Source organism: Paenibacillus sp. FSL E2-8871 (assembly GCF_038000345.1).
GTDB lineage: Bacteria > Bacillota > Bacilli > Paenibacillales > Paenibacillaceae > Paenibacillus_AQ.
This window is the reverse complement of sequence record NZ_JBBOBV010000001.1, coordinates 2,373,836-2,399,607: the sequence shown is the minus strand read 5'-3', so window position 1 is coordinate 2,399,607 and position 25,772 is coordinate 2,373,836. Positions and strand designations below refer to the sequence as shown.

General features: G+C 44.0%; 21 protein-coding genes. 16 read left to right on the top strand and 5 right to left on the bottom strand.

Annotation, left to right across the window (positions count from 1 at the left end; all coding sequences use genetic code 11):
* Window positions 1-11 precede the first annotated feature (11 nt).
* The gene (locus tag NYE25_RS11050) at window positions 12-1,523 is read left to right on the top strand and encodes a sugar ABC transporter ATP-binding protein (protein ID WP_341145925.1); all 1,512 of its coding nucleotides are present in this window, start codon (window positions 12-14) and stop codon (window positions 1,521-1,523) included.
* Between the two features lie 52 nt (window positions 1,524-1,575).
* On the top strand, window positions 1,576-2,583 hold the full coding sequence (gene mglC, locus NYE25_RS11045) for a galactose/methyl galactoside ABC transporter permease MglC (protein WP_339266122.1): 1,008 nt from the start codon (window positions 1,576-1,578) through the stop codon (window positions 2,581-2,583).
* 1,547 nt (window positions 2,584-4,130) lie between these two features.
* On the opposite strand, the gene NYE25_RS11040 is transcribed toward mglC, so the two are convergent.
* Window positions 4,131-4,346: a hypothetical protein gene (locus NYE25_RS11040; protein WP_341145924.1), complete on the bottom strand. Its 216-nt coding sequence runs from the start codon at window positions 4,344-4,346 to the stop codon at window positions 4,131-4,133.
* A gap of 117 nt (window positions 4,347-4,463) precedes the next feature.
* On the opposite strand from NYE25_RS11040, the gene NYE25_RS11035 reads away from it, so the two are divergent.
* The 8 genes from NYE25_RS11035 to NYE25_RS11000 all read left to right on the top strand — a co-directional run bounded on the left by NYE25_RS11035 (window position 4,464) and on the right by NYE25_RS11000 (window position 16,081).
* Complete coding sequence (locus tag NYE25_RS11035) at window positions 4,464-6,428, top strand: WG repeat-containing protein (protein WP_341145923.1); 1,965 nt, start codon at window positions 4,464-4,466, stop codon at window positions 6,426-6,428.
* Window positions 6,429-6,686: 258 nt separating this feature from the next.
* Window positions 6,687-7,442, top strand: a complete 756-nt coding sequence (locus NYE25_RS11030) for a CAP domain-containing protein (protein ID WP_076284601.1) — start codon at window positions 6,687-6,689, stop codon at window positions 7,440-7,442.
* A gap of 250 nt (window positions 7,443-7,692) precedes the next feature.
* On the top strand, window positions 7,693-8,529 hold the full coding sequence (locus NYE25_RS11025) for a GDSL-type esterase/lipase family protein (RefSeq protein ID WP_341145922.1): 837 nt from the start codon (window positions 7,693-7,695) through the stop codon (window positions 8,527-8,529).
* 108 nt (window positions 8,530-8,637) lie between these two features.
* A complete protein-coding gene (locus tag NYE25_RS11020; RefSeq protein WP_341145921.1) occupies window positions 8,638-9,618 on the top strand; it encodes an ABC transporter ATP-binding protein in 981 nt (326 codons plus the stop codon).
* Window positions 9,611-10,600, top strand: coding sequence for an ABC transporter permease (locus NYE25_RS11015; RefSeq protein WP_042190048.1), 990 nt, complete (start codon window positions 9,611-9,613; stop codon window positions 10,598-10,600). The genes NYE25_RS11020 and NYE25_RS11015 overlap by 8 nt, the downstream gene beginning before the upstream one ends.
* 168 nt (window positions 10,601-10,768) lie before the next feature.
* A complete protein-coding gene (gene parE / locus NYE25_RS11010) occupies window positions 10,769-12,751 on the top strand; it encodes a DNA topoisomerase IV subunit B (protein WP_042190046.1) in 1,983 nt (660 codons plus the stop codon).
* Window positions 12,752-13,003: 252 nt separating this feature from the next.
* Window positions 13,004-15,445 carry a DNA gyrase subunit A gene (gene gyrA, locus NYE25_RS11005; protein WP_042190043.1) on the top strand — a complete coding sequence of 814 codons (2,442 nt, stop codon included), beginning with the start codon at window positions 13,004-13,006 and terminating at the stop codon, window positions 15,443-15,445.
* Between the two features lie 204 nt (window positions 15,446-15,649).
* Window positions 15,650-16,081, top strand: coding sequence for a MarR family winged helix-turn-helix transcriptional regulator (locus tag NYE25_RS11000; protein ID WP_234532054.1), 432 nt, complete (start codon window positions 15,650-15,652; stop codon window positions 16,079-16,081).
* 44 nt (window positions 16,082-16,125) lie between these two features.
* On the opposite strand, the gene NYE25_RS10995 is transcribed toward NYE25_RS11000, so the two are convergent.
* Both NYE25_RS10995 and NYE25_RS10990 read right to left on the bottom strand, forming a co-directional pair.
* Window positions 16,126-16,872 (bottom strand): RluA family pseudouridine synthase, encoded by a 747-nt coding sequence (locus NYE25_RS10995; protein ID WP_231573316.1) that lies wholly within the window; start codon window positions 16,870-16,872, stop codon window positions 16,126-16,128.
* A gap of 3 nt (window positions 16,873-16,875) precedes the next feature.
* Complete coding sequence (locus tag NYE25_RS10990; RefSeq protein ID WP_341145920.1) at window positions 16,876-17,739, bottom strand: class I SAM-dependent methyltransferase; 864 nt, start codon at window positions 17,737-17,739, stop codon at window positions 16,876-16,878.
* Window positions 17,740-17,967: 228 nt separating this feature from the next.
* Between NYE25_RS10990 and NYE25_RS10985 the strand changes: the two genes are divergently transcribed.
* The 4 genes from NYE25_RS10985 to NYE25_RS10970 all read left to right on the top strand — a co-directional run bounded on the left by NYE25_RS10985 (window position 17,968) and on the right by NYE25_RS10970 (window position 20,689).
* Window positions 17,968-18,828, top strand: a complete 861-nt coding sequence (locus NYE25_RS10985) for a helix-turn-helix domain-containing protein (RefSeq protein ID WP_341145919.1) — start codon at window positions 17,968-17,970, stop codon at window positions 18,826-18,828.
* Between the two features lie 92 nt (window positions 18,829-18,920).
* Window positions 18,921-19,286, top strand: a complete 366-nt coding sequence (locus NYE25_RS10980) for a VOC family protein (protein ID WP_341145918.1) — start codon at window positions 18,921-18,923, stop codon at window positions 19,284-19,286.
* 169 nt (window positions 19,287-19,455) lie between these two features.
* A complete protein-coding gene (locus tag NYE25_RS10975) occupies window positions 19,456-19,908 on the top strand; it encodes a flavodoxin (protein WP_042190032.1) in 453 nt (150 codons plus the stop codon).
* A gap of 25 nt (window positions 19,909-19,933) precedes the next feature.
* Entirely contained in the window at window positions 19,934-20,689 is a 756-nt protein-coding gene (locus NYE25_RS10970) for a hypothetical protein (protein WP_341145917.1), read from the top strand.
* Window positions 20,690-20,767: 78 nt separating this feature from the next.
* On the opposite strand, the gene NYE25_RS10965 is transcribed toward NYE25_RS10970, so the two are convergent.
* The gene (locus NYE25_RS10965) at window positions 20,768-21,613 is read right to left on the bottom strand and encodes a GNAT family N-acetyltransferase (RefSeq protein WP_341145916.1); all 846 of its coding nucleotides are present in this window, start codon (window positions 21,611-21,613) and stop codon (window positions 20,768-20,770) included.
* 83 nt (window positions 21,614-21,696) lie between these two features.
* A complete protein-coding gene (locus tag NYE25_RS10960) occupies window positions 21,697-21,990 on the bottom strand; it encodes a GNAT family N-acetyltransferase (protein ID WP_042190028.1) in 294 nt (97 codons plus the stop codon).
* Between the two features lie 884 nt (window positions 21,991-22,874).
* Here NYE25_RS10960 and NYE25_RS10955 point away from each other — a divergent pair.
* Window positions 22,875-23,777, top strand: a complete 903-nt coding sequence (locus tag NYE25_RS10955) for an ArsR/SmtB family transcription factor (protein WP_341145915.1) — start codon at window positions 22,875-22,877, stop codon at window positions 23,775-23,777.
* A 235-nt stretch (window positions 23,778-24,012) separates the two neighbouring features.
* A complete protein-coding gene (locus NYE25_RS10950) occupies window positions 24,013-25,761 on the top strand; it encodes an ABC transporter substrate-binding protein (RefSeq protein WP_341145914.1) in 1,749 nt (582 codons plus the stop codon).
* Window positions 25,762-25,772 lie beyond the last annotated feature (11 nt).

Genomic DNA, 25,772 nt, shown 5'->3' with positions numbered 1-25,772 from the left:
GGCGTAACAACATGGAAAAAGCTGAGTTTTTGCTGGAAATGAACAACATTACTAAAGAATTCCCCGGCGTTAAAGCGCTGGACGATGTTAGTTTAAAAGTAAGACCGGGTTCGGTGCATGCACTTATGGGTGAGAATGGTGCAGGTAAGTCCACACTTATGAAATGTCTTTTTGGTATTTATTCACCGGATGCCGGTGAGATCTTTTTGGATGGCGAGAAGGCTTCTATCAGCAGTTCAAATGATGCGTTAAAAAGTGGTATTTCGATGATTCACCAGGAGCTGCATCCCGTGCCGTTCCGTAGTGTTATGGAGAATATCTGGCTAGGACGTTTTCCAACGAAGGGAATCGGACCGATTCAGTTTATTGACCATAAGAAAATGTTCACTGATACAGAAAATTTGTTTAAAGATCTGGATATCGACCTGAATCCCGAAACATTAGTGGGTAAGCTTTCCGTATCCAAAATCCAATCCATTGAAATTGCGAAGGCTGTCTCTTTTCACTCCCGAGTTATTGTAATGGATGAACCCACTTCTTCCCTAACCAGTGTGGAGGTGGAACATTTATTCCGGATCATACGGGATCTCAGAAGTAGAGGCGTAGCTATTATCTATATATCTCACAAAATGGAAGAGATTCTCGCAATCTCTGACGAAGTTACTATTATGCGTGACGGTAAAAAATTCGGAACCTGGCCAGCGGCGGAATTAACTACAGATATTATCATTTCAAAAATGGTGGGCCGCGATTTGACCAGCCGTTTCCCTGAACGCTTCAACGTACCTGGTGAAGTATACATGAAAGTGGAAGGCTTAACCTCTCCGGAGGAAAGATCTTTTAAAGATGTGTCTTTCGAATTAAGACGTGGAGAGGTCCTTGGTGTTGGGGGTCTGGTAGGTGCCCAGAGAACTGAAGTAATTGAGGCGTTGTTCGGTTTGCGAGCCTTGAAATCCGGAACGATCTCTATTAAAGGCAAGGTTGTTACTATCAATTCTCCGAAAGATGCTAAGAAACACGGAATGGCTTTGCTTACCGAAGAGCGTCGTGTAACCGGTATCTTCCCAGTTTTATCTGTCCATGAGAATGGTGCGATTGCTAATCTCCATCGTTACCAAAAACCGTACCTCTTGCTGAATAGCAAGAAGAAAAAAGTTGAAGTAGATAAAATGATTGAAAAATTACGAACTAAAACACCTACAACCAAAACGTTAATCATGAATCTTTCTGGTGGTAATCAGCAAAAGGTGCTACTCGCCAGATGGCTGCTTACTGAGCCCGAAATCCTCCTTCTGGACGAGCCGACCCGTGGTATCGACGTAGGGGCTAAATTCGAGATTTACTCCATAATTGCCGACTTGGCCCAGCAAGGGAAAAGTATCATTATGATCTCCTCTGAAATGCCGGAGCTGCTCGGAATGTCTGACCGTGTAATGGTCATGTCGGAAGGACGACTTACAGGAATATTAGAAGGCGAGCAAGCTACGGAAACCGAAGTTATGCGTCTCGCTGCACAGCATTAAGGAGTACGGATAGGAGAATATGCTTGCGTAATTTTAAGGGGGATCACTACTAATGAACGTTAAAAAAGCTCAATCCTTTGTGACTCAAAACGCAATTTACATCGTGCTGGTACTGCTGATTATGGGGATCATCATATATGATCCAAACTTTATGTCCATCAACACCCTGCGTGACGTACTGATTCAGTCGTCTACACGCGTTATCATCGCGCTTGGGGTTGCCTTTATCCTTATTACGGCAGGTACTGACTTGTCCGCTGGACGGGTGGTTGGTTTTACGGCGGTTATCTCCGCTTCGATGCTGCAAATCCCAGACTATTCCCGTCGGTTTTTTCCAGATCTTCCGCAAGTGGAAGTATGGCTTCCAATCCTTATTGCTATCGTTGCGGGTCTTCTCTGTGGACTTATAAATGGTATTGTCGTTTCCAAGCTTCACGTTCCGCCATTTATCGCTACCCTGGGGACTATGCTCATCGTGTACGGGCTGAACTCCCTGTACTTCGATATGGATCCTAACCAATCCCAGCCAATCGGTGGTCTGCGTCCTGATTTCACCAAGATCGGCTCGGGCTTCATCGGGAGCGGCCAATATTCAATCCCGTATATCGTGCTGATAGCCTTGGGTGTCGCCGCCATTGTGTGGGTGGTATTTAATAAAACTAAGCTGGGTAAGAACATGTATGCGATTGGCGGAAATATGCAGGCAGCTAAAGTATCCGGTATCGATGTTTCCAAGAACCTGATTTACATCTATGCCATTGCTGGTGCGCTTTATGGTCTGGCAGGCGTTCTGGAAGCTGCTAGAACAGGTGGAGCAACTAATAACTACGGTAACATGTATGAGCTTGATGCCATTGCAGCTTGTGTAGTTGGTGGTGTATCTACAACCGGGGGTATCGGTACTGTGCCGGGTGTTTTAGTGGGGGTTATCATCTTTACTCTCATTAACTACGGTCTGACCTTTATTGGCATTAGCCCGTACTATCAGTTGATTATCAAAGGTTTGATTATTATAGCCGCAGTCGCATTTGATATGCGGAAGTACTCTTCGAAGAAGTAGCAGCGTGGTCGCGTGGTGATTAAGGGCTAACTCCGGGGAATATTGGGCTTACGATCGCTGTTGTTCTCAGATTCCTTGATTGAAACCGCGTTAGCGGTTGGAATCTGAGAACAAAGGCGACCACTTCGTTTCTACAGCTCCAAAATTCCCCTCCGTTATCCTTATCACCTCGCTGGGGTAGGGCAGAAGAAGCGTTTGCTAGTTATCGCAAACGCTTTTTGGCATGCCTGTTTCGATGGCTTCGCTTCGAAGAAGTAGCAGGTAAAAACAAACAACTAACACTGACACAACTAAATCTGCCACAACCAAAACTGTTATAACTAAAACTGCCGCAAAAACACTGATACAACTAACACTTCTGCAACTAACACCGTCACAACCAACATCACTATATCCAATACCGCTACAACAATATCGTGCGAACACCTTCTCCTACTGTCGCCAGTAACCCAATAGCGATTTAGCCACGCCTAAGACCAACTTATATTAGATGCAGACACTTCACTCGTTTTTGTTTGAAATGTGGCAAATGAACGGTGAAAATCCCGTAGAATCAGCTGAAATGATCTACAGGTGGCAAATGAACGGTAAAAATCCCGTAGAATCGGCGGAATTGAGCTACATGTGGTAAAAGAACGGTAATAATCCCGTAGAATCAGCTGAAATGAGCTATATGAAGCGGAAGCGTGAAGAAACAAGGGCGTAAATACCCCAGAAATAACGGAAAAGAGCCAAAGTGGAAGAAACAAGGGCATAAATACCCCAGAAATAACGGAAAAGCGCCAAAGTGGAAGAAAAAAGGGCATAAATACCCCAGAAATAGCGGAAAAGAGCCAAAGTGGAAGAATAAGGGGTATAAATGCCCCAGAAATAGCCGAAATGAGCCATTGTAGAAGAATAAGGGGTATAAATGCCCCAGAAATAGCCGAAATGAGCCATTGTAGAAGAATAAAGGGTATAAATGCCCCAGAAATAGCCGATATGAGTGATTGTAGGAGAATAAAGGGTATAAATGCCCCGGAAATAGCCAAAACGAGTCATTGTGGAAGAATAAAGGGCATAAATGCTCTAGAATTAACCGATAGGAGCAATGCGAAACCTTGAATTCGTGGTGAGACTGAGTTGACGAAAAACGTTAATAGCAGCTGAGAAAACGGCATGATTGCGTGCAAGCGGTATCGTTCGTTCTTCTCTCTATACTTTAATGCGTGTGTGGTACAAATCAATAAATTTGGAGACAACAGCGATAGGAGCAACGTTTCGTTCTCGGAGCGAACGCCCAGCACAAACCGCCATCCTCAATTACACTCCCTTATTAACTCAACGGCTCCTACGTTACTCCACACCCCGATCCAAGTACGCTTCTACAATAGCCCTAGCAAATCTCCCGCCTCATCTTGTCAAATCCTCCGCACCCCACGAACCCGTGAATCCCCCAAGCTTGACTCCTCAGTGTCCTGATTCATCCTCAAGCGCATCCCGCAAATCCCCGCACCCACACTCGTACTCGTCCCGTGGCTCAATCCACCCTCAATCACACTCCCTTATTAACTTAACGGCTCGGCTCCTATGTTACTCCCCACACCACGACCCGAAACTTCGCCCTGCACCCCAAACCCGCCTCGCAGCACAACCTTACTCAAGCGCATCCCACAAACCCTAGGAGTCACACGAATCCCCGGACTGTCACATCCCCCGTCACCAGCCTTGCCACCAGTCTCTGCCCCCCGTCCAACATCCCACCGTGCAACCTGTATCGACACACCTAACACACTTAATGCGTTTTAACCCTTCTCCCACACCTCAAAGATCAAAATCACATAAACCAACATTCTCCCATATTCTATAGGCAAATGCCTTTGTTAAAGGGGAGCGACTCGATGTTAAGGATTAGATTGAATGAGCTGGGGAAAGGGAATGACAATGGTCCATTGCAAGCGGATGTATGGAGATGGGACGGCATTGGCTGGAACGAATATATTACGCAGCAAGAAGAAGATTTCATACGCACAGAAGAGGAGCTGTTCGTTACGATCCCGGCAGAGGCGGGATTATATCGTGTAGACTACTCTAATAAGCCTTATGAGACGCCGTATGTATTACCGGAGTGGGTTGATGACGAATTAAGGAATACTGGGCTACATCCGGCGCCCTTTAATCTTAAAGAGGGTATGCTCTGGGGATATATTAACGACGAAGGTCGTGCTCAGATTGAACCTAGATACGAATATGCTGAGGATTTTCAGAAGAACGGGCTAGCAATTGTACAACGAAAAAACAGTAGCGGACTGATCGACAGCTCTGGAAGGGAGCGGGTGAAGCCCATTTACTCGTTTATTGCCCCTTTTTCGGAAGGACGCGCAGTAGTATCAGATGCGAAAGGGTACACATTTATCGATGAAAAAGGTAAAGAGGTGACTCCAGCCCGTTATGATTATCTAAACTCATTGCATGAGGGACTTGCATTATTTTCGAAACAAAATACAACGAGTGGTCCATCACTATATGGGTATGTAGATGCGCAAGGCAAAGAGGTTTTGCCTGCAATTTATGTGGACGCCAATGATTTCATGAATGGTGTGGCTTTGGTCAAGATTAAAGAGGGAGAGTACGCACTCATTGATCCTGAAGGGAAGATTCTCTATACGTACAATCACCCATTCGTAGGGAGTCCGGGTGATGGGCTGCTCTCCTATCAAGCGACTGAGAACGGTAAGTACGGCTATTTAAACATGGATGGAACAGTAGCTATTCAGCCACAATTTACTTCTGCCTTACCTTTCTCTGAGGGGCGTGCAGTGGTGAATACCGCTGAGAACTATGGCAACGCCTACGGGCTGATTGATAAACAAGGAAAAATGATTATCCCCGCGAAATATTATGAAGTCCTGCAGCTTGGTGAAGGTAGAGCAGCTATAGGAACACCAATATTCCCTAGTCAACCTTATCGAGGCTCACGTTACATTATCGCTGATGCAGAGACAGGAGCAATTCTGAGCAATCATACCCTGCTTGGTGTGAATAATTATCAGGACGGACTGGCATCTGTATATGATGCTAAGGAGACTTTTTTTATAGATCGAACTGGAAAAAGAGCAACTCAGCCTCCAGTTATTCAAGGGACGGGAACACTTACCCTCAGTGGACGCCTAATTAGAGCAGATATAGATCAACGTACAGCATATTATGATCGTCAAGGGAAGCAGATTTGGAGGCAAAATGGAGTCATCCCACTGAGACCTCCATATTCCGTAGTCGAGAAGAAGTACAAACCGAACAGGGATTATCTGGTTTACTATCCGGTTGTTGAAGGAATTGCAAGCGCGGAAGTTTCTAGAGAGGTTAATGATAAATTACGGAAGCTTTCGCTAGTCGAAGACCCAGGTAGTAATGGAGCAACACAGGATTTCAGTTATAATGGTGATTTTTCAGTGTCCTTTTTCCGCAAAAACCTTCTAGTGCTGGAGTTAACGGGTTACCGTTATCCTTTTGGAGCAGCCCACGGCATGCCTACCAAAATCTATACACATACTAATGTACGTAACGGAAGGTTCTATAAGCTAGGTGATTTGTTCAAGCCAGGAAGTAGATACGTGGAGAAGCTCAGTAAAATCGTAGGTAAGCAGATTGAGAATGATCCTGAGTACTCCTATGTTTTTCCGGATACGTATAAAGGAATTACCTCAGCTCAGCCTTTCTTTGTAGATAATGAAGCGTTATATCTTTATTTCGCACCTTATGAGATTGCTCCTTATTCTGCGGGTTTTCCTACTTTCCGTATTCCTTATGCAGAAATTATGGGACTTATCTCTACTGAGGGAGAATTTTGGCAATCGTTTCACTAGTTACTTATTATCTATTAGCACACAGAAGTTGCTATTCTCTCGAGAATGGCGACTTTTTTTGCTTTTTAACGCCAATATCGAATGCAATTCATGCTCAGGAAACTTACAATCAAGACTAGTAAATGTTAAAAATTAGAAGAGCACAGCTGATAGATTTATGCTACAATGACTGAGGAACAAATTACAACTTTGTAACATTTGTAGCTAGTCACTCTAAGCAGAAACATATATTACACACAAGAAAGAGGAGATGGCAGAATGAAGAACAAGAGATTAAGAGCAATTATTGGTGGTAGTGTAGCAGCTGTTATGGCACTTAGTATTTCTCTTCCACTCGAAGCGAATGCGGCCTCAACTGAGGTAACAGTAATTAAATCAGGTACTAGCTATGAGCAGGTTTTACAATATTTAAAACAAGCTAACCTACAGGGACTCCCTATTTTTAATAGCACAATCGTGGTAACCAAGCCTCAAACAGGAACGGTTCCAAATAAAGATACATCTACCGGAACTCCGGTTACTAAGCCTTCGGATACAACTACTGTAACTAAGCCTGTAACTAAGCCTTCGGATACGACTACTGTAACTAAACCTGTAACTAAACCTACAGAAACTACACCTACTACAGGTGCTGCGAGCAATAAAGGAACTTATGTTCAACAGATCGTAACGCTGGTAAATAAAGAGCGTGCAGCAGCTGGTTTGAAGCCTGTTTCTGGGTTGGACAGCCTTCATAAAGTAGCAGCTACAAAGGCTACGGATATGCGTACTAATAACTACTTTTCACACACTTCACCTACGTATGGTTCACCATTCGATATGATGAAATCCTTTGGTATCACTTATAACGCTGCAGGCGAGAACATCGCTATGGGCCAAAAAACACCAGAAGAAGTAATGAAAGCATGGATGAATAGTCCTGGTCACAAGGCTAATATTTTGAATGCTAATTTCAATTATATCGGTGTAGGTTATGACAATAACTACTGGGTTCAAGAATTTATTGGTAAATAATCGAAAAAAATGTTGCTGGAATCAAACGTTCTCCGATGAAAATCGGGGAACGTTTTTTTGTACCCAAACTTTAATCGCTAAATTTTTTTGAAAAATTTTCGTATTCAGATTCAGGTTAAATAAGCGGATTAGCTGGATTTATTTCTATTTTAGACATTTGCAAAACCGGTATGGAAGATTTATGTTTATGTACATAGTTAAGATCTTTGTAAAATGTGGAACAATACATAATAGAACGGCACACGGAGGGATGGCTTTGAATGATTCAAAGTGGACATGGCGCACGGTCAGCCTGATTTCCATAGTAACAACAATAATTCTAATTGTAGGTTTAGTTTATGCGGTCAGAGACATCATCTATCCGGTTGGAGAAGCGTCAGGGACCAACTTACCTCAGCAAACAGCCGCTCCAGTGACGGAGACGGTTAAGAAGCTCAAAGTTGTTGCTCTCGGAGATTCGCTAACCAAGGGAACTGGTGATAACACCGGAGAAGGATTTGTTAAGCGTACGGTTAGTGGTTTATCCGCTAAAGGTGTCGAAGTTGATTTACTGGGTAATATGGGAATTAATGGTTTAACAACTGCTGGACTGCAAAGCAAGCTGGATGAAGATGGTATAGATTACGCGCTGCATATGGCGAACGTCATTCTGCTCTCGATCGGAGGGAATGATTTATTCAAGGACTCCAATATTTTGCAGAATAGTGGCGCACTTCAAAGTGAATCCACGACTGATCAAGAGCTGACTCCAGAGTCTTTGCTAGCAGCCCTTCCGGAAGCAGTAGAAAGATTAGGTAAGATTCTGGAGAAAATCACGGAAATCAATCCAAACGCTCAAATTTATTATATGGGGTTATACAATCCCTTTGGTGATATACCAGATCTACGTGTACCAGGTAATCAGGCGGTTGCGAAGTGGAATAATGCAGCAATGGATATTATTAATAAGCACAGCAATATGACATTGGTTCCAACCTTCGACTTGTTTAACAAGCATTTGGGCAAATACTTATCAACGGATCATTTTCATCCGAATGGGGATGGCTATCAACGAATTGGAGAGCGATTCATTCAGGCTATACACTAGAACAGAAGTGAGAGCCAGCTTTCTAAGAATGATGATTTGTATTAGATAAAATATCCTTTGAGCAAGTACTAGCCGAGGAAATGACAGTAACAAGGAGCTAAGGAGAATATGACAAAAGCGAACAGTGGAGAATCCAGCCCGGTCGTCTTGTCTGTAGACGGGGTACGGAAAAAAATAGGGCGAAAGTGGATTATAGATGATGTTACGTTTGATGTGAGAGAAGGAGAAATCTTTGGCTTCCTCGGACCCAATGGAGCTGGGAAGACAACTACGATTCGAATGCTTGTCGATTTGATTCGTCCAAGCGAGGGCAAGATTATGGTATGTGGTTACAATGTGAACCGAAATCCGGAAAAAGCGTTGCAATTTGTCGGCTCTATCGTTGAGAATCCTGAGGTATATACTTATTTGACGGGATGGGAGAATTTACAGCATTTTGCCCGAATGCAGCCAGGTATAGATAATGCACGTATTAGTGAAGTTGTAGATATCGTTCGGTTGGATCAACGAATCCATGATAAGGTAAGTACATATTCGCTTGGGATGAGACAACGACTTGGTATAGCGCAGGCTCTTCTGGGACGTCCGCGTCTGCTTATTCTGGACGAGCCTACAAATGGCTTAGATCCAAAGGGAATTAAGGAGCTGCGAGAATTTATACGCAAACTAGCAGATGAGGGTTTAGCGGTATTTGTATCGAGTCATTTACTTAGTGAAATCCAGCTTCTCTGCGACCGTGTTGCAATTATTAGTAAAGGGCGAGTACTTGCAGTGGGTGCGGTTGATGAGCTGATCGCTCGAAATTCTCCGTATGTACTTTGGGAGCTGGAGCCTTTTGCTGTAGCTAAGGGATTACTGGCTGATCGCCCGGATATTCAGATTCAGAATCTGGAAGACGTTACCTTGGATGATTCAATAATTGCAGGTATGGGCCCGAATTCTTTAATCACAATTATGGAGCAGGATTTGATCCCTGAGATTGTGGCTGTTATGGTGACTGCTGAAATCGAAGTTAGGGCTGTGCATAAAATCAATCCGACACTGGAACAGCTATTCTTGAAACTAACGGAGGGTGAGAACGTTGAATAATATGCTTCCGCTAATCCGTAATGAATGTTTAAAAATCATAAAAAAGAAACGGTTTTATGTTATACTGCTGATTCTGATTGTACTGGTGCCTATGTTCACCTACGCTCAAATGCGCTCAGCTGAGCGTAGCCGAGATAAATTCAACTCCGATTGGCGCCTGGAGATCCAGCAGCAGATCATTGATAATCAAAATTCTTTGGGTAGCGACCGAATTCCAGAGGAATGGAAGACTTATCGGCGAATATTTGTACAGCAGCTTCAGTACTACCTTCACCACGATGTGAATCCGAACGAGCCAAGTGGGGTTACCTTTACCCGTGAGTTTATGGATAATTCCGTTACTTTATTTATTCCGCTACTCATTATGGCGGTAGCCTCGGATCTAGTTTCTGCGGAGCGAACTACAGGGACGATCAAAATGCTGCTGACAAGGCCAGTTAAGCGTTGGAAAGTTTTGTTTAGCAAATTGGCGGCACTGCTTATGTTTGTCTCGCTTATTGTACTCTCCACCTTTGTGATCAGCTACCTTATCTCTGGTCTTGCTTTTGGATATAAGGGCTTTAATATCCCTGTCTTTACAGGCTTTAAGATCAGTGGAGACTCGGTGGATATGTCTACTGTGCATGCAGTACCACAATGGAAATATATGCTTATGCAAGGTGGATTGGTCTGGTTCGTAAGTGTCGTAGTTGCCCTGCTTGCTTTTATGATCTCTGTACTTGTAAGGAGCACTGCTGCTAGTATAGTGGTTATGATGGCAGCGCTGATCGCTGGAAATATTCTGACTAATATGGCCTCAGCCTGGACAACAGCGAAATATTTATTTATGGTAAATCTTGGACTGACCGGTTATTTGTCAGGAACTCCCGCACCCATAGAGGGGATGTCCTTGTCATTTTCCATGGCTGTACTGGCTGTATGGGGGGCTGCTTCGGTGATCATTTCATTCGCCGTCTTTACGAAAAGGGATATTTTGAATTAGAATGTACAAAGTGACGAAAACGTTTGTTTGCATTTCTAGAGATATAAGAAAGTATAAGTTTTGCACTTATACTGTATGTCTTATATTTCTCGCTTAAAGGCTTACCGTCTTTATAAGGACGCCGAAGGCGTTAATGCTTGAGTATAGAGAAAAGAAGGAGGAGCATGAATGCTCGAACAGATCGATATGTTTGCTGAAGTTTCTAATAACGGCGAGAATAGCCGTACTGGATACGATGCTGACGACATTCAAGTGCTCGAAGGTCTGGTTGCAGTACGCAAACGACCTGGCATGTATATCGGCAGTACAAGTTCTTCGGGACTACATCATCTAGTATGGGAAATTGTAGATAATGCTGTGGATGAGCATTTAGCCAAGTATTGTACGAAGATTGACTTACTACTTCGCAAAGATGGCTCAGTAACGGTGACGGACAACGGTCGTGGGATTCCAACTGGAATGCATAAGACAGGAGTGCCAACGCCGCAAGTTGTATTTACAATTTTGCATGCAGGCGGTAAATTCGGTGGATCTGGTTACAAGAAATCAGGCGGTTTGCATGGCGTAGGGGCTTCAGTAACGAATGCTTTGTCTGAATGGCTTGAAGTAGAGATTTATCGTGAAGGCAAAATCCATCGTCAACGTTTTGAATATTGGGTGGACAAGAAGGGGAAAGAGCATGTTGGCGAACCAGTAACGGGCCTTGAAATTCTGGGCAACACCAACAAAACCGGTTCGAAAATTACTTTTAAACCGGATATTCGCGTCTTTCCAAATGGAATTGCCCTGAATTATGATACGCTGGCAGAGCGAGTACAGGAGATTGCCTTTCTGAATTCCGGTCTGCGTATTACGCTGCATGATGAGCGGAGCAATCGTCAGGACGAGTTCTTTTACGAGGGTGGAGCAAGCCAATTCGTACAGTTCTTGAATGAGGGCAAGGATGTTCTACATGATGTTATTCACTTCAGCGCTGAAAAGGACGATATCGAAGTGGAAGTAGCCCTTCAGTACAATGGAGGCTATACAGAAACCTTGGCTTCCTTCGTTAACTCCATTCCTACTCGTAGCGGCGGTACTCATGAGACAGGCTTTAAGACCGCGTATACTCGTGTGTTGAATGATTATGCCCGACGTACACAGCTGCTTAAAGAAAAGGATAAGAATTTAGAAGGAAATGATTTGCGCGAAGGTATGATGGCTGTCATTAGTGTCAAAATGTCCGAGGTTGAATTTGTTGGACAGACGAAGGATCAGCTTGGTAGTGCTTCTGCTCGTAGTGCAGTAGACTATATCGTATCTGAGAATATGGCTCGTTTCCTGGAAGAAAACCCACAGGTAGCACAGAGCCTTCTGAAAAAATCAATTCAGGCCTCGAAGGCTCGGGAAGCGGCTCGCAAAGCCCGCGATGAGATCCGTACAGGTAAGAAACGTAGCGAGAGCTCGAATCTTGGCGGAAAATTATCACCTGCGCAGTCTAAGGACGTTACACGAACTGAGCTGTTTATCGTAGAAGGTGATTCAGCTGGTGGCTCAGCGAAGCAAGGCCGTGATTCAAAGATTCAGGCGATCTTGCCGCTAAAAGGGAAACCGATGAATCCGGAAAAAGCCAAGCTGCTGGATATCCTGAAGAACGATGAATATAAAGCGATCATTTCCACGATTGGTGCAGGAATTGGTCCGGATTTTACCGTCGAAGACAGCAATTATTCCAAAATTATCATTATGACCGATGCGGATACAGATGGAGCGCATATTCAGGTGCTGCTGCTGACATTTTTCTATCGTTATATGAAGCCGTTAATAGATGCCGGAAAGGTTTTTATTGCTCAGCCTCCGCTTTATAAGCTGACCCGCAAAACGGGCAAGCTGGAAACCGTAAGGTATGCATGGAGTGATGAAGAACTGCAAAATTACTTAAAGGAATTCGGCAAAAACTTCGAGCTTCAGCGTTATAAAGGATTGGGTGAAATGAACCCTGATCAGCTGTGGGAAACAACGATGAATCCAGAATCGCGTACACTGCTTCAGGTGCAGATAGAGGATGCTGCTAAGGCTGAGCGTCGAGTTTCTACACTGATGGGTGATAAAGTCGATCCACGTAAACGCTGGATTGTTGAGAATGTCGATTTCACTGAAATTGTAGAGTAGTTGCAGTTAGTAGTGCTGCAAGTGACGATAATCCCGATTTTCAAAAAGCTTGGTGATTCTTGGAACGTTGGGGAATTTTGGAACTGTAGGAGCGATAGCGCCCGCCTTTGTCTCCGGATTTTATCCGCATTAGCGGTGTAATCAAGAAATCTGGAGACAACAGCGGCCGGAAGTCCAAAAATCCCTGGAGTGTTCATGAGAATTACCACACTATTTTAAAACGGGCAGTTTGAGGAACAGAAGGTGAGCCAAGTGAGTAGTTTATCAGAACAATTTTTGCCGGCTTTTCTGGAAGAGGTCGTCGGTGACCGCTTTGGTCGGTATTCCAAATATATTATTCAGGACCGGGCGATTCCCGATGTCCGCGATGGACTTAAGCCTGTACAACGCCGTATTCTTTATGCGATGTACGATTCTGGCAACACGCCTGACAAGCCGTACCGCAAGTCAGCCAAAACCGTCGGGGATGTAATGGGTAATTACCATCCTCATGGTGACTCCTCGATTTACGACGGTATGGTTCGTATGGCACAGCCATGGAAGATGGGGCATGTTCTCGTTGACGGTCATGGCAACTGGGGCTCGATGGACGATGACCCAGCTGCGGCAATGCGTTATACAGAAGCACGCTTATCTCCGATTGCAATGGAGATGATGCGTGATATCGAGAAGCGGACGGTGCTGTTTAAGGACAACTTTGACAATACAGCCAAAGAGCCTGTGGTTGTTCCTTCCCGGTATCCGAATCTACTCGTAAACGGCACGAGTGGGATTTCCGCAGGCTTTGCCACTGAGATTCCACCACATAACCTACGTGAGGTTATTGATGCTTGTATCGCAGTGATGCAGAAGCCGGATATTGAACTTGAAGATATCATGACCTTTATGAAAGGTCCGGATTTCCCTACAGGCGGCACTATTATGGGCGGAGACGGCATCATGGATGCTTACCGCACTGGTAAAGGCCGTATTTATTTACGCTCCAAGACTGAGATTGAAAATATGCGTGGAGGCAAGCAACAAATCGTAATTACGGAAGTTCCATTCCAGATTGTAAAATCACGACTAGTTACCTCCATGGAGAATATTCGATTAGAGAAGAAAATCGATGGCATTGCTGAAGTTCGTGATGAGAGTGGACGAGAAGGACTTCGGATTGTAGTTGAACTCAAGAAAGAAGCGGATGCCCAAGGCGTTTTGGCGTATCTGCTCAAAAAAACCGATCTTCAAATCACCTATAACTTCAATATGGTGGCGATTGTCAACAAGGCTCCGCAACAGCTTGGTCTTAAAGCCATCCTGGAGGCTTATATCGCGCATCAGCGTGAAGTAGTGACTCATCGCACCCAATTTGATCTGGAACGCGCAGAAGACCGTGCTCATGTCTTAGAGGGCTTGGTTAAGGCACTGAATATTCTGGATGAGGTCATCGCTGCCATCAAAGCATCGAAGAACCGTCAGGATGCTCAGAACAATCTCGTGTGGATGTTCGGGTTCAGTGAACGTCAAGCGGATTCTATTCTTACCTTACAATTGTATCGTCTGACGAATTTGGAGATTACTTCACTCCAAAAAGAATTGGATGAAATGATGGCAAAGATTACACATCTGCGTGGCATTTTGGAAAGTGACAAGAAGCTCGTAGCTGTAATCCGTAAGGAATTGCTGGAGATCCGCGATAAATACGGGATCGATCGCCGTTCGCTGATCCAAGGCGAAGTTGAGGAGCTTAAGGTTAGCCTTGAAGCGCTGGTCAACGCAGAGGATGTGTTAGTAGCACTTTCCGCTGACGGTTATATTAAGCGTACAAGTATGCTTTCCTTTACCCGCTCTGGTGGGGAACGTCATACATCAGGCGTTAAAGAAGGCGATCATATCGTTAAGCTGCTCGATGTGAATACCCGTGACAGTCTGCTGGTATTTACGCGCAAGGGGCAGTACTTCTTACTTCCTGTTCACCAGATTCCAGAGTTTAAATGGAAAGAACCTGGTACTGCGATTGTTAACGTTATCGGATTGTCTAAAGGGGATGGAATCATTAGCGTGATTCCGGTCAATAATCTTGATGATCCGCAGCAAAGCCTCGTGTTTATCACCCGCAGAGGTCAGGTTAAGCGTACAGAGCTCAAGGAATATTCTACAAGCCGCTCTGGAGCCGTAGCAGCCTGTAAGGTAGCAGACGGTGATGAGATCATTACAGTGGCTACTAGTACGAATGACAAGGACATTGTACTCGTGACTCGTGAGGGAATGAGTATTAGATTCCATGAGAATGAAGTTAATCCTATGGGCCGTGTTGCATCCGGTGTAAGAGGCATTCAGCTTCGTGAGGGCGATGAGGTGATTTCTTGCTTCTGGGTCAGTGAAGATGAAGGTGAAATCCTTTCTATCTCCGATATCGGATATGCGAAACGTTCATTACTAGTGGATTATCCATCTCAAAGCCGCGGTGGCAAAGGGATGCCAACCTTTGAATTTAAGGAAGGCAAGCGAGTACGACCAAATGGCAGTAAATTGGCAGGGGCTTTCTATTGCAGAGAACCGCTGGAACTTAATGCAATTACACGGGAGAATGCACATCATACATTCTCTTCTGAATCTGCACCACTCGGAGAGCGTCGTTCTACAGGCAAACAGATTGTTCCTGTGGAGAAAAAGGATGAGATTGTTAATCTTTTCCCAGCAGTTAAGTAAAACAAACTAGTAATAAACAGATTTGTTAAAATAACTTATCAAGGTGCTTAGTCAATTCTTCTTGAGAACTGACTAAGTGCCTTTTTTTAATTTTCCCGCTTATCAGTTTAGAAGATTTATTTTTCTTCTTTTGCAGGAAATGGAATTTGTTTCGCGAAAATGTAGTTATACCGGATAGAACCGCAAGGAAAGGAAGGAATCAGTGTGCACGCTTCTGAATTCAGTAAAATTTGGCATAAAATTTTAAAAGATTACAAACTACATATGGACAGTAATCTTGCCCCATCGCTAACGGATGCCCAACTCACAGTACTTGAACTGCTTCAGGAACGTGATGCCATGAAGCCTTCTGATCTGGCTCCACATCTGGCGACCAGTCCTGCAGCGGTTACTATGTTACTTGATCGGATGGAGAAAAATGGGCTTATCATTCGGGAGAGAGATGCTGCGGATCGCCGTATTGTATGGGTGAGTATAACGGAAATTGGAACGCAGGAGACTGTACGTGGTTTGAAGATCCGCAGTGATTTTTTTGCAGAAGCGCTTGATCCGATATCCTCTCATAATCAACAGCTACTACTCTATTTAATGGGCAAAATGGTTGTTACAACTACACCGGAAGGTTCTACACCATGAATATATACAACAACACTTTATTTCAAAAAAAAGAAGGCCATCCATTAACGGATAGCCTTCTTTTGTAATTCCTTGGACCATAAATCCCAAGGATGGGTTTGCGGAGGCAGGGAAATAAGTTCTACTTCTTCTTTAGTAACAGGGTGGGGAAAGCCTACAAGTGCAGACCACAGTGCAATTTGCTGTCCAGGTCTGTTCACCGAAGCTCCATACTTCTGATCACCGTATAAGGGGCAGCCGATGGAGCTAAGCTGCACTCGAATTTGATGTGAACGACCGGTAAGTAAATCGATCTTGAGCAGGCTGTAACCCTCAGCGCTGCCAAGTACTGTGTAATCCAGAATGGCTTCCTTACCGCCGGGTGTTCCTTTCCGGACTACAGTGACGGTATTGCTCTTGGCGTCTTTAAGCAGCGTATCGGTAAGACGGCCATGAGATGCTGGTGGTTTTCCGTGCACGACCGTTAAGTACACCTTATGAAAGCTGTGAGTTCTGACACACTCGGATAGTCTTGAGGCTGCTTTTGATGTCTTGGCAAAGATCATTGCACCCCCAACCGGACGATCCAGGCGGTGGACTAGCCCCATATAGACGTTGCCAGGCTTGTTAAAGCGTTCCTTCACATCTTCTTTGAGCAGGTTGAGCAGATCAGGATCTCCAGTAGCATCCTCCTGAACAGGAATATTCACGGGCTTCACTATGCCTAGAAGATGATTATCTTCGTATAACACTTCAAAGCGCTTCGACATTCCGTCCAGCGGCTCGTTGCTGCCAGATAAATGCTGTGTCATGGCTTACGCCTCCCAGCGTCCCAGAATACCGCATGGCAGGTTCATGCCGGAGGAAGTGATCGGAAGACCGATTTCACCGGAGGTGAGCTTCCCGCCATAACGTTTACCCATGGTCATCGACAACATATTACGTAGGACAGTTGGAGAAATCCCAGTGGTGTATGAATTGATTAGCATAAACAAAGGTTTGTCGCTCATTATTTGCATACAGCTCTCAAGGAAAGGATATAAGCTGGATTCCAGCTTCCACATTTCTCCGCCAGGTCCTCTTCCATAGGAAGGCGGGTCCATTATAATCGCATCATACTTACTACCACGACGTTGTTCACGTTGTACGAATTTGAATACGTCATCCGTGATGTAGCGAACTGGACGATCACCCAGGCCGGACAGCTGGACATTTTCTTTGGCCCATTGCACCATTCCTTTGGCTGCATCCACGTGAACAACAGAAGCGCCGGCACTTGCTGCGGCTACAGTAGCTCCACCAGTGTAAGCAAATAGATTCAGTACAGAGATCGGACGGTTAGCAGCCGCAATCTTGTCCATCATCCAGCTCCAGTTGGCCGCTTGTTCAGGAAATAATCCTGTATGCTTAAAATTTGTAGGACGCAAATGGAATTTTAATTTTCCGTAACTAATTTTCCAATCATCCTTTATTGTTTTCTTCATTTCCCATTGTCCACCACCCGCTGAGGAACGGTGATAATGACCGTGTACATCACGCCATTTCGCTGTCTCATTGGAGAGTGGCCAAATAATTTGTGGATCCGGACGGCGCAGGATAATGTCACCCCAACGTTCAAGCTTCTCTCCACCGCCAGTGTCAATTACTTCATAGTCTTTCCAGTCGCTAGCTATATACATTTTTTAATCCATCCTTCAAAAATTCATTTAGCCTTTATTGTACATCATTTCACCATATAGCTACAAACAAAATACGCACAAGCCCAACACTCTACTTATTTTATCCAATGAAGATTATGTGTATAATATTTCCATGCTCACAGCTATTATTCTGGCAGATCAAGCAATGATTGTGTATGATCAGATATCAGAGTCTTTACAATATTTATGATCGGAGAATAGCAGCTTATGTTCAATCTCGCGCCTCTATATTTCCCGATAACTGCAAATCCAGCACAAACTAGTGAATTTCTACCCAGTCAAGCTTTGCAGCCATATATTCGCTGTTTCTGGGGCTCTGTCACACCGCGTATTCCTACAGAGGCATCCGTTCACGTAGTGGACAAGGCATCTGGTTACGAACCTCGAATGGAAACAATTATTCCAGATACATGCATGGACATTATTTGGAATCTGAATGAATCGACAGGCTTAACAACTACCGTTTTTTCCGGCATCAATGATGCTCCTTTTGAAGTCCCTTCAGACAGAGGGGAAGGTATGATCTCAACCTTTGGTATCCGATTTCATTTCTGGGCCGTTCATTTTTTTGCAGAAGACCATCTCCGGGATGTCCTGAATGCATTTGTAGATGTGGACCAATACTTTTGTACTTTTAAAAAAGAGCTAGGACTTCTGCTGGAACAAGCAAATTCTATGAATGATAGGATAGTGGCAGCTGAGGCTTATCTTTTTCAGCGTCTTGAGCGTGGTGGACGGACTAATGATCGAATGATGAATGCAATTTATACCCTAATTAAACAAAAGGGTGTGGTAACAGCTGAGGATTTGGAAACCAGCTCTAATCTAAGCCGACGCCAACTCGAAAGACTTTTTCAAGAATACATAGGTGTATCACCTAAAAAAACAGCTGACCTTGTACGATTTCAAAATGTATGGCGGGAAATGTATCAACTGCCTGTGCAGACGAAGAATATGCAGGATCTTATTTTTACGTATGGATTCAGCCACCAGCCTCATTTTATAAACAGTTTCAAGAAATATGCAGGAAGAACACCACTTGAGGCTTTAGTCTATGCGGGCAGATAAATGTCGCAATTTTGCAATACAAAGGGTGCTAGCCTTGTTAAACTCAAGTAAGAAATGGGCACTATGATGATGAGAATGAAAGGGGACAAATTATGATTTCGTCTTTTGAAGGTACTAACATCTACACTAAGGATACTGCTTCGTTGGCTGCATTTTATTCGGAGGTGCTAGGGATTCCAATTCCGTTCGAAGGCTACGGCAATTTTGATGGCGCAAAGATTGGATTCGACAAGAAGCAGCCTGGAATCATCATTTGGGATGAGACGAAATGGGAAAAGCTCACGACTGGCTTTGTTAATTTAGTATTCAGCTGTGATAATCTCGATGAGACGTACGAGCAGTTAAAGGCTAAGGGACTGGATTGTCAGCCACCGGTTACGATGGCGTATGGCGGGAAAGAAATGAATTTCCGCGATCCAGATGGTAATCACATTACCTTGCTCGAAGGAGCATACTAAATAATTTTGAACAAAAAAGGGATTGAACGCAAACATCAACCGTGTGAATAAACGGGAGTTTGCGTTTTTTTTATTTTATTCATTTGACAATGATAATCATTATCAAATAGAATGAAGGTGAAGCACACATCATTTAAATTTTATGTTTAGTAATGGGAGGAACAGAAAGATGACTAAAGTGCTAGTGGCATACGCCAGTCTAACTGGAAACACTGAGGAAATGGCTGAATTGATTGTAGAGGGAATACGCCAAGCAGGCGGTGAAGCCGTTTTGAAATCGGTCACTGAATGTAACGCGGTTGAGATAAATTCATATGAAGGCGTTCTGTTAGGAGCATACACTTGGGGAGATGGTGAGCTACCTGATGAAGCTCTTGATTTCTATGAGGAGATGGATGAGCTTGATTTGACCGCTATGAAATCAGCAGTTTTTGGCAGTGGAGACACAGGTTACGCGATTTATTGTGGAGCCGTGGACTTATTCGTGGAGAAGTTAAAGGAACGTGGAGCTGTGATATTACAGGATAGTCTTAAGATTGAATATGGCCCGAACGCTGCTGAAAAAGAAGCTTGCCGTCAATTCGGTCGTCAATTTATCGAAGCTTGTATGGTGGCATCATAGGATGGGCGGGCCAGCGGGAAGTTGGATGAAGAAACAAGTGAATTTACATACGCCTCCATATAAACGACTGCATGATTATCGAGTGGAGCACATTATGCTTGGAGGGGCCGAGAATTTATCAAGCGGAGCTCCAGCGACCGGGCTCCCACGCTGGCGCCAGCAGGTTCAATATGCTGTAGGGCATACACTTAACGACTTTTATAGTTTGCTGCTTGAAGTTCGAAGGGAGACACCGATACAATTTCTATTAGAGCGTCGTTGGCCACCTAGGGGGGATGCTTTTCCTTCATTACTGCAATATTGGGATATCAAGACGAGTATAGCGGATGAACTAATGCGTATCGTTTCGACCAATCATTTACTGGAAATTCCGGTAATGCTATACGAGCAGTGGTATGTGCCAGTCCCAGAGCTGAGCTTGGAGCTTTCGATGATTACTCAATTAGCTTGGAATTCTACTCAGAATGGTCGAAGCCTGAACATTCAGAAATTTATGGTGAATGGCAATGAGGATACTATTGCGGGCTTTTTGCATATGACAAACGTCTTTTGTTATGCGGCTTACGGTGAACCTGCGGAGACCGTGGAAATCTACTCCTTGCTAGACGGTCGTAAATACTCTTACAAGGGAAATGCAGTCCCGTATAAGGAGTCTTTGGATTATGTTCGATTGTTATCTGTATTTCTGGAGCAGGAAGTGCACGCTGATGGCTCATTAAACTGTAGCGACCGTAGAAATGATAGAGGCGAAGCTAATGTTGGAGGCTTTGGGCTCATGTGATTACTCCTAATAATAAAATAAGGCCTCCTGCTCTACAGGCGAGAACGCCCATTAGACAGGAGGCTTTAATTCTATGGATTAGCCGATATAACGGTAATAATCCTGTTTATTCTGAATGATAAAGCCACAGCTTTCATATAGCTTAAGCGCATTGGGATTATCTAGAGCGACCTCGAGATTAATTCCATTATAGTTTTTACGTTCTCGTTCGATCGTTTGAAGAAGTGCACTTCGTCCAATGCCTAGCCCACGTAGCTTCTTGCTGACAGTAAATCCATAAATCCAGGTTTCATTATCTTCGGTCCACAGCCGCATTTTACCAACAGGTTGTCCGTCCATTTCGATCATAATATGTTCTTGCAGGCCTTCCTGTTTCTGCAGGTCATAGAGTTCGGTAGCATCTTCAGTCTTTATGTCAAAGCCTCCACAATCCAGCTCAACGAGAATTGGGGCTTCGTCTTCACGAGCAGGGCGTAAGATCACAGTCCCTGTGGCTGAGCTTGCTTCAGAAGAAGCAACCGAATTTCCGCCCCATTTCATTTGGTATTCCGCGTGATTAAACTCTAGTGGTAGCGTTTGAAGGAATGCTACACCAGATGATGAGGCAGCAGGAGCGTTTAGAAGTAGGGTATCAACATTGCCTCGTTTGATAATAGTTTGCGCTCGGTTCCACAGTGAGGTGAAGATGCCCCGTCGGCGGTAGCCTGGTCGAACCATGCCACAGACCTCCATATCGCTTCCAAATCCATAAAGTCCTAAGAAGCCGACGAGTAAATCATCTTCATATGTCACGAGCCATTCCGTATCTCCTACGCTTGATGGCTGGCGAAGCATATCCCAATTCAATTTCAGTGAAATTCCATCATATTGCTCACAGCGTTCTTGTAATTCTTCTATATTTCTCAAAGTATCAGTAGTAGTCAAACCCGTTTCCTCCTAAAGTGTATTTGAACTAAGTGTATTAGTTCGAATAGGTTAATAAAGCTTCACGGAAACGGGAACGGAGATCAGTCTCGCTCGCCTGTGTTCCCGCTCAGCACGTCCTTATACTCCGGATGCTTCTCAAATTGATGAGCTGCATAGGAGCACACAGGAACAATTTTCAAATTTTCATTTCGAGCCTTATCTACAACAGCCCGTACAAGTTCTTCACCGGTACCTTGACCGCGCAGTTCCTCAGAGACACGAGTGTGGTCAATGACCAATTCCCCAGCATCTTTATCCAAACTGTATGTGATCTCGGCAAGGTCCTTACCGTCATTCGCAACAAAAAAACGTCCTGTTCCAGTTTGAATTTGCATCTTATGGCTTCACTCCTAAAATGTTATTGCCTATATTTTACTACCACGATTTGCAAAAAGCGAGGAACGAAGCAGATTGATTGCTCGCCCTGGACGTTTGATGGCGTTCCATAGATGGATTTATCGGGGAAGTTAGGATTACTGGTGTGAATAATGCGCTCATGTTACTCAAGGCAGTTGCTTTGTAATGTTTGTTCTGCAAGTAGTCTGGCTTTGCGGAATGGGGATAGAATGCAGACGTGATCGAGTGACTTTTGGCGAGCCGAGAAGGTGGAAGGGGTTGGATTTCTGGACAAGCTAGTGTGCTGGATACGCAAGCCGGCCCAGACATTCCTGGCACTCTGACGCAGGAACATCCAGGACAGCCGGACTCATGGGAATCCTTGAGACCTCAGCGTGCCCAAAATCCCTGTTATCATAATCATCCACTGGAGCTTTCGGACTCAGATGACGTTATTTGCAAATTTTTAGCCGTTTTAGTAAAGTTTCAGACTCCATTGCAGCTATTCCTTAGGAAAAAGCACAAATTAAGACGATTTCTATGCCAATAGCGCCTATGGAGTCCGATAGAACCCCAAATTGGGGGGAATACTGCTTATAAGGTCCACTGTGCCCGATAGCAACTTCGTGAGGGTATGTGTTCACCGATGGAGCCGAACTGTAATGTCCTGCTGCATATGAGTAGCAATTCTCTTTTAGACTCTCGCAATCTCAAAATCAAAGTGAGATGCAAATAAATTCTGCATTCAAACAGTAGTCAAGCAGCAGTCAATGAATTTTTATACACTCCCGTTTATAAAGTAGCTTGCGTATTCTCAGGATAATACAATAAGATTAAGAGAATATCTCACTACTGAAAAGAACCGCTAGCAGGAGGAATCATTGTGGAATACAAAGTTGAGGTTGAATTTGGATCGATTTATGAGTTGTTGAATAGCTTACATACTTATCTATGCAAAAAATCCTATAAGAAGATTGACCTAGGGGTAGCGTGGGTTACTGAAATTGAAAGCGCCCTAAGTGAGGAACTATTATCCCGTCTGAAGGAAACTGAACTAAACAATGAATGGAAAATGTTGAATCTGCTCATTTACTGTTGTCCATTCAAGGATGATGTAGACAGTGTATTGAACTGGATTGAAGGGTTAACAGTTGGCGAGTTATATGAGACCTTATCAAAATATGTAAAGGTATTTCCAAGCCATATGGAGGATTACCGTAATCGCGTAGTATTTTTACTCTCCGAATGGAACCGCCAGTACTTTAGTCAATGCAATCCTGCGATTCTAAGCAAATTACAACAGCATACGGATTTGAAGAACATGGAGCTTAATGCACTGGAAACTGCTGATTTTGTGAACAAAACGACCAACGGATTCTATTTCATGCCTACTGATGGGCTTAAGAAGCTTGTATTAATTCCACAGTATCATTTTCAGCCTGCTAATATCATCTATTGCTATGGTGAATTAACAATCTGTCATTATGCGGCCTGGATTTCGATGGAGAACGAGGAAATTTCACCTTTTATGTATAGAGCCATTCGTAGTCTGGGTGAAAAAAGCCGCCTGAAAATTCTCCAAGCTCTTAGCGGTGGTCGCAAAACATTCACCGAAATTGTTAAGCATGCGGGAATCTCGAAGGGGATTGTTCACGATCATATTTTTAATCTTCGTTGTGCGGGTTTGCTTCATGCCTATATTGAAGGGGAGAATGTCACCGGATATAGTCTGCGTCTGGAAGGCATTCATCGGATGAATGAGCAGCTATTTGAGTATTTAAAATAATCATTTCACAAAAAAAATATAACCATCTAAAAGTCAGAATTCTCTTATGCAGAGAGGGTTTTGGCTTTTTTTAGTTGTCTTAATTCTCATTTGATTCTGTTTATAGAGAATTTTTTTAAAGTTCTCTCTTTACAGAACTCGAAAACCTTTCTATAATGAACATCAGAAGTTATTCATACTTAACAGGTAGGAATTATAGTTATTATTCTATTAGAGAGAAAAGGGAGATAGGTACATGAGAAAAAATGCGATTGTAATCACTTCATTACTGCTTACGGGTTCACTGTTACTTTCTGCTTGCGCTAACAACAGTAATAACGAATCCTCGTCTGGTAACAACGCGGCTGCAGGGTCCAATTCAACCAATGTGGAAGCAACAACTCCGGCAGAGACTGTTCCTGCGGGTGCGCTAAGCGAGCCTTTTACCGCAACCGATTTGTCCAAACTTCCAGCAGTTGCACAGAAACGTACAGACACCATTATCGTAGGGTTAACGGACCCAAGCGGAGCTTTTACTCCGTATTTTCAGCAAAGTGGTTATGATGGCAATGTATCTTCACTGCTATACGCTTCTCTCGTAACTGTAAACGATAAAGGCGTTCCAACACCGGAGCTTGCAGAGAGCTGGGATGTTTCGGATGATCAGCTTACATACACGTTCCACTTGAGAAAAGATCTGAAATTCAGCGACGGTTCACCATTGACAGCAGATGACGTGGCTTTTACTTGGACGATCCAATACGACAAATCGTATGACGGTAGCTCCCAGCTTCCATCACTAAATGTTAAAGGCGGCAAAGCCTATAAAGATGGTACTTCTACAGCAATAGAAGGGATTAAAGTGATTGATCCACAGACGATCTCAGTGACACTTGAGCAACCAAACGCAACAGCGCTGGTACAGCTCGGCTCGAATGTTCTGTCGAAAGCTTACTATGGCAAGGACTATAAATTTGGAGATCTTGAATACATCAAGAAGCTGCATGAGAAGCCACTTGGAGATGGACCTTACAAGCTGGAGAAATTTATTCCGGGGCAAGAAGTGCGTTTTGTAGCGAATGAGAATTATTTCAAAGGTAAACCAAAGACGGAGCATTTCATTTATAAAACTACGGAAGGCGATGTATGGCAGTTCGTAGAAACAGGTGAGGTAGACTACGCTTCTTTTAGTGCGACAGACGAGAATATCGAGAAGCTGAAAGCGCTCGGTTTTGTGAATATTATTCCTTACACTCCAAGTACCTATGGTTATTTGCAAGTCAATCTGAAGCATGAACAGCTCAAGGATAAGCTTGTACGTCAAGCCATTGTGTACGGTCTGGATCGTCAGAGTATTTATGTAGATGCAGCGCAAGGTGCAGGCTCAATTGCCAACATCCCGGCATCCCCTATCTCTTGGTCTTACACGGAGGAAGGCATTAATCCTTACAAATATGATCCGGAAAAAGCAAAACAATTGCTGGATGAAGCAGGCTGGACAGTAGGCGCGGGTGGTATCCGTGAAAAAGATGGCAAACCGCTTACCATTCACTACCTCGGCTCTAAGAGCAAAAATACAGATATTTTCATTGCTGTAGCTAAAGAGAATTTTGAAGCACTGGGTATCGATTTCCAGCCTGAGGTTTTTGCAGACTTTAACTCTTTGGTATCTAAGGTAGAAGGCGGGGACTACGATCTCGTATCCTTCTCCACTAGTATGTTGACTGATCCGGCTGACGGGTTTATGCAATTCTTCGATGGAGAAATCACGGATTATGACAATCCGAAATTCCTGGAACTGTACAATAAAGCCTTGGCTACTACTGATATTGAAGCACGCAAAGCGGTATACAAAGAGCTGTATCAGCTCTTCAATGATGAACTGCCTATTATTTTCACAAGTTACAAAAAGACTGTATACGCCTATAACGGACGTATTGAGAATCTATCGGTCAGCCCGTTCATCGGTCTTGCTGGCAGTCTGCCAACTTGGAGCCTGAAATAAATAAAACAGTG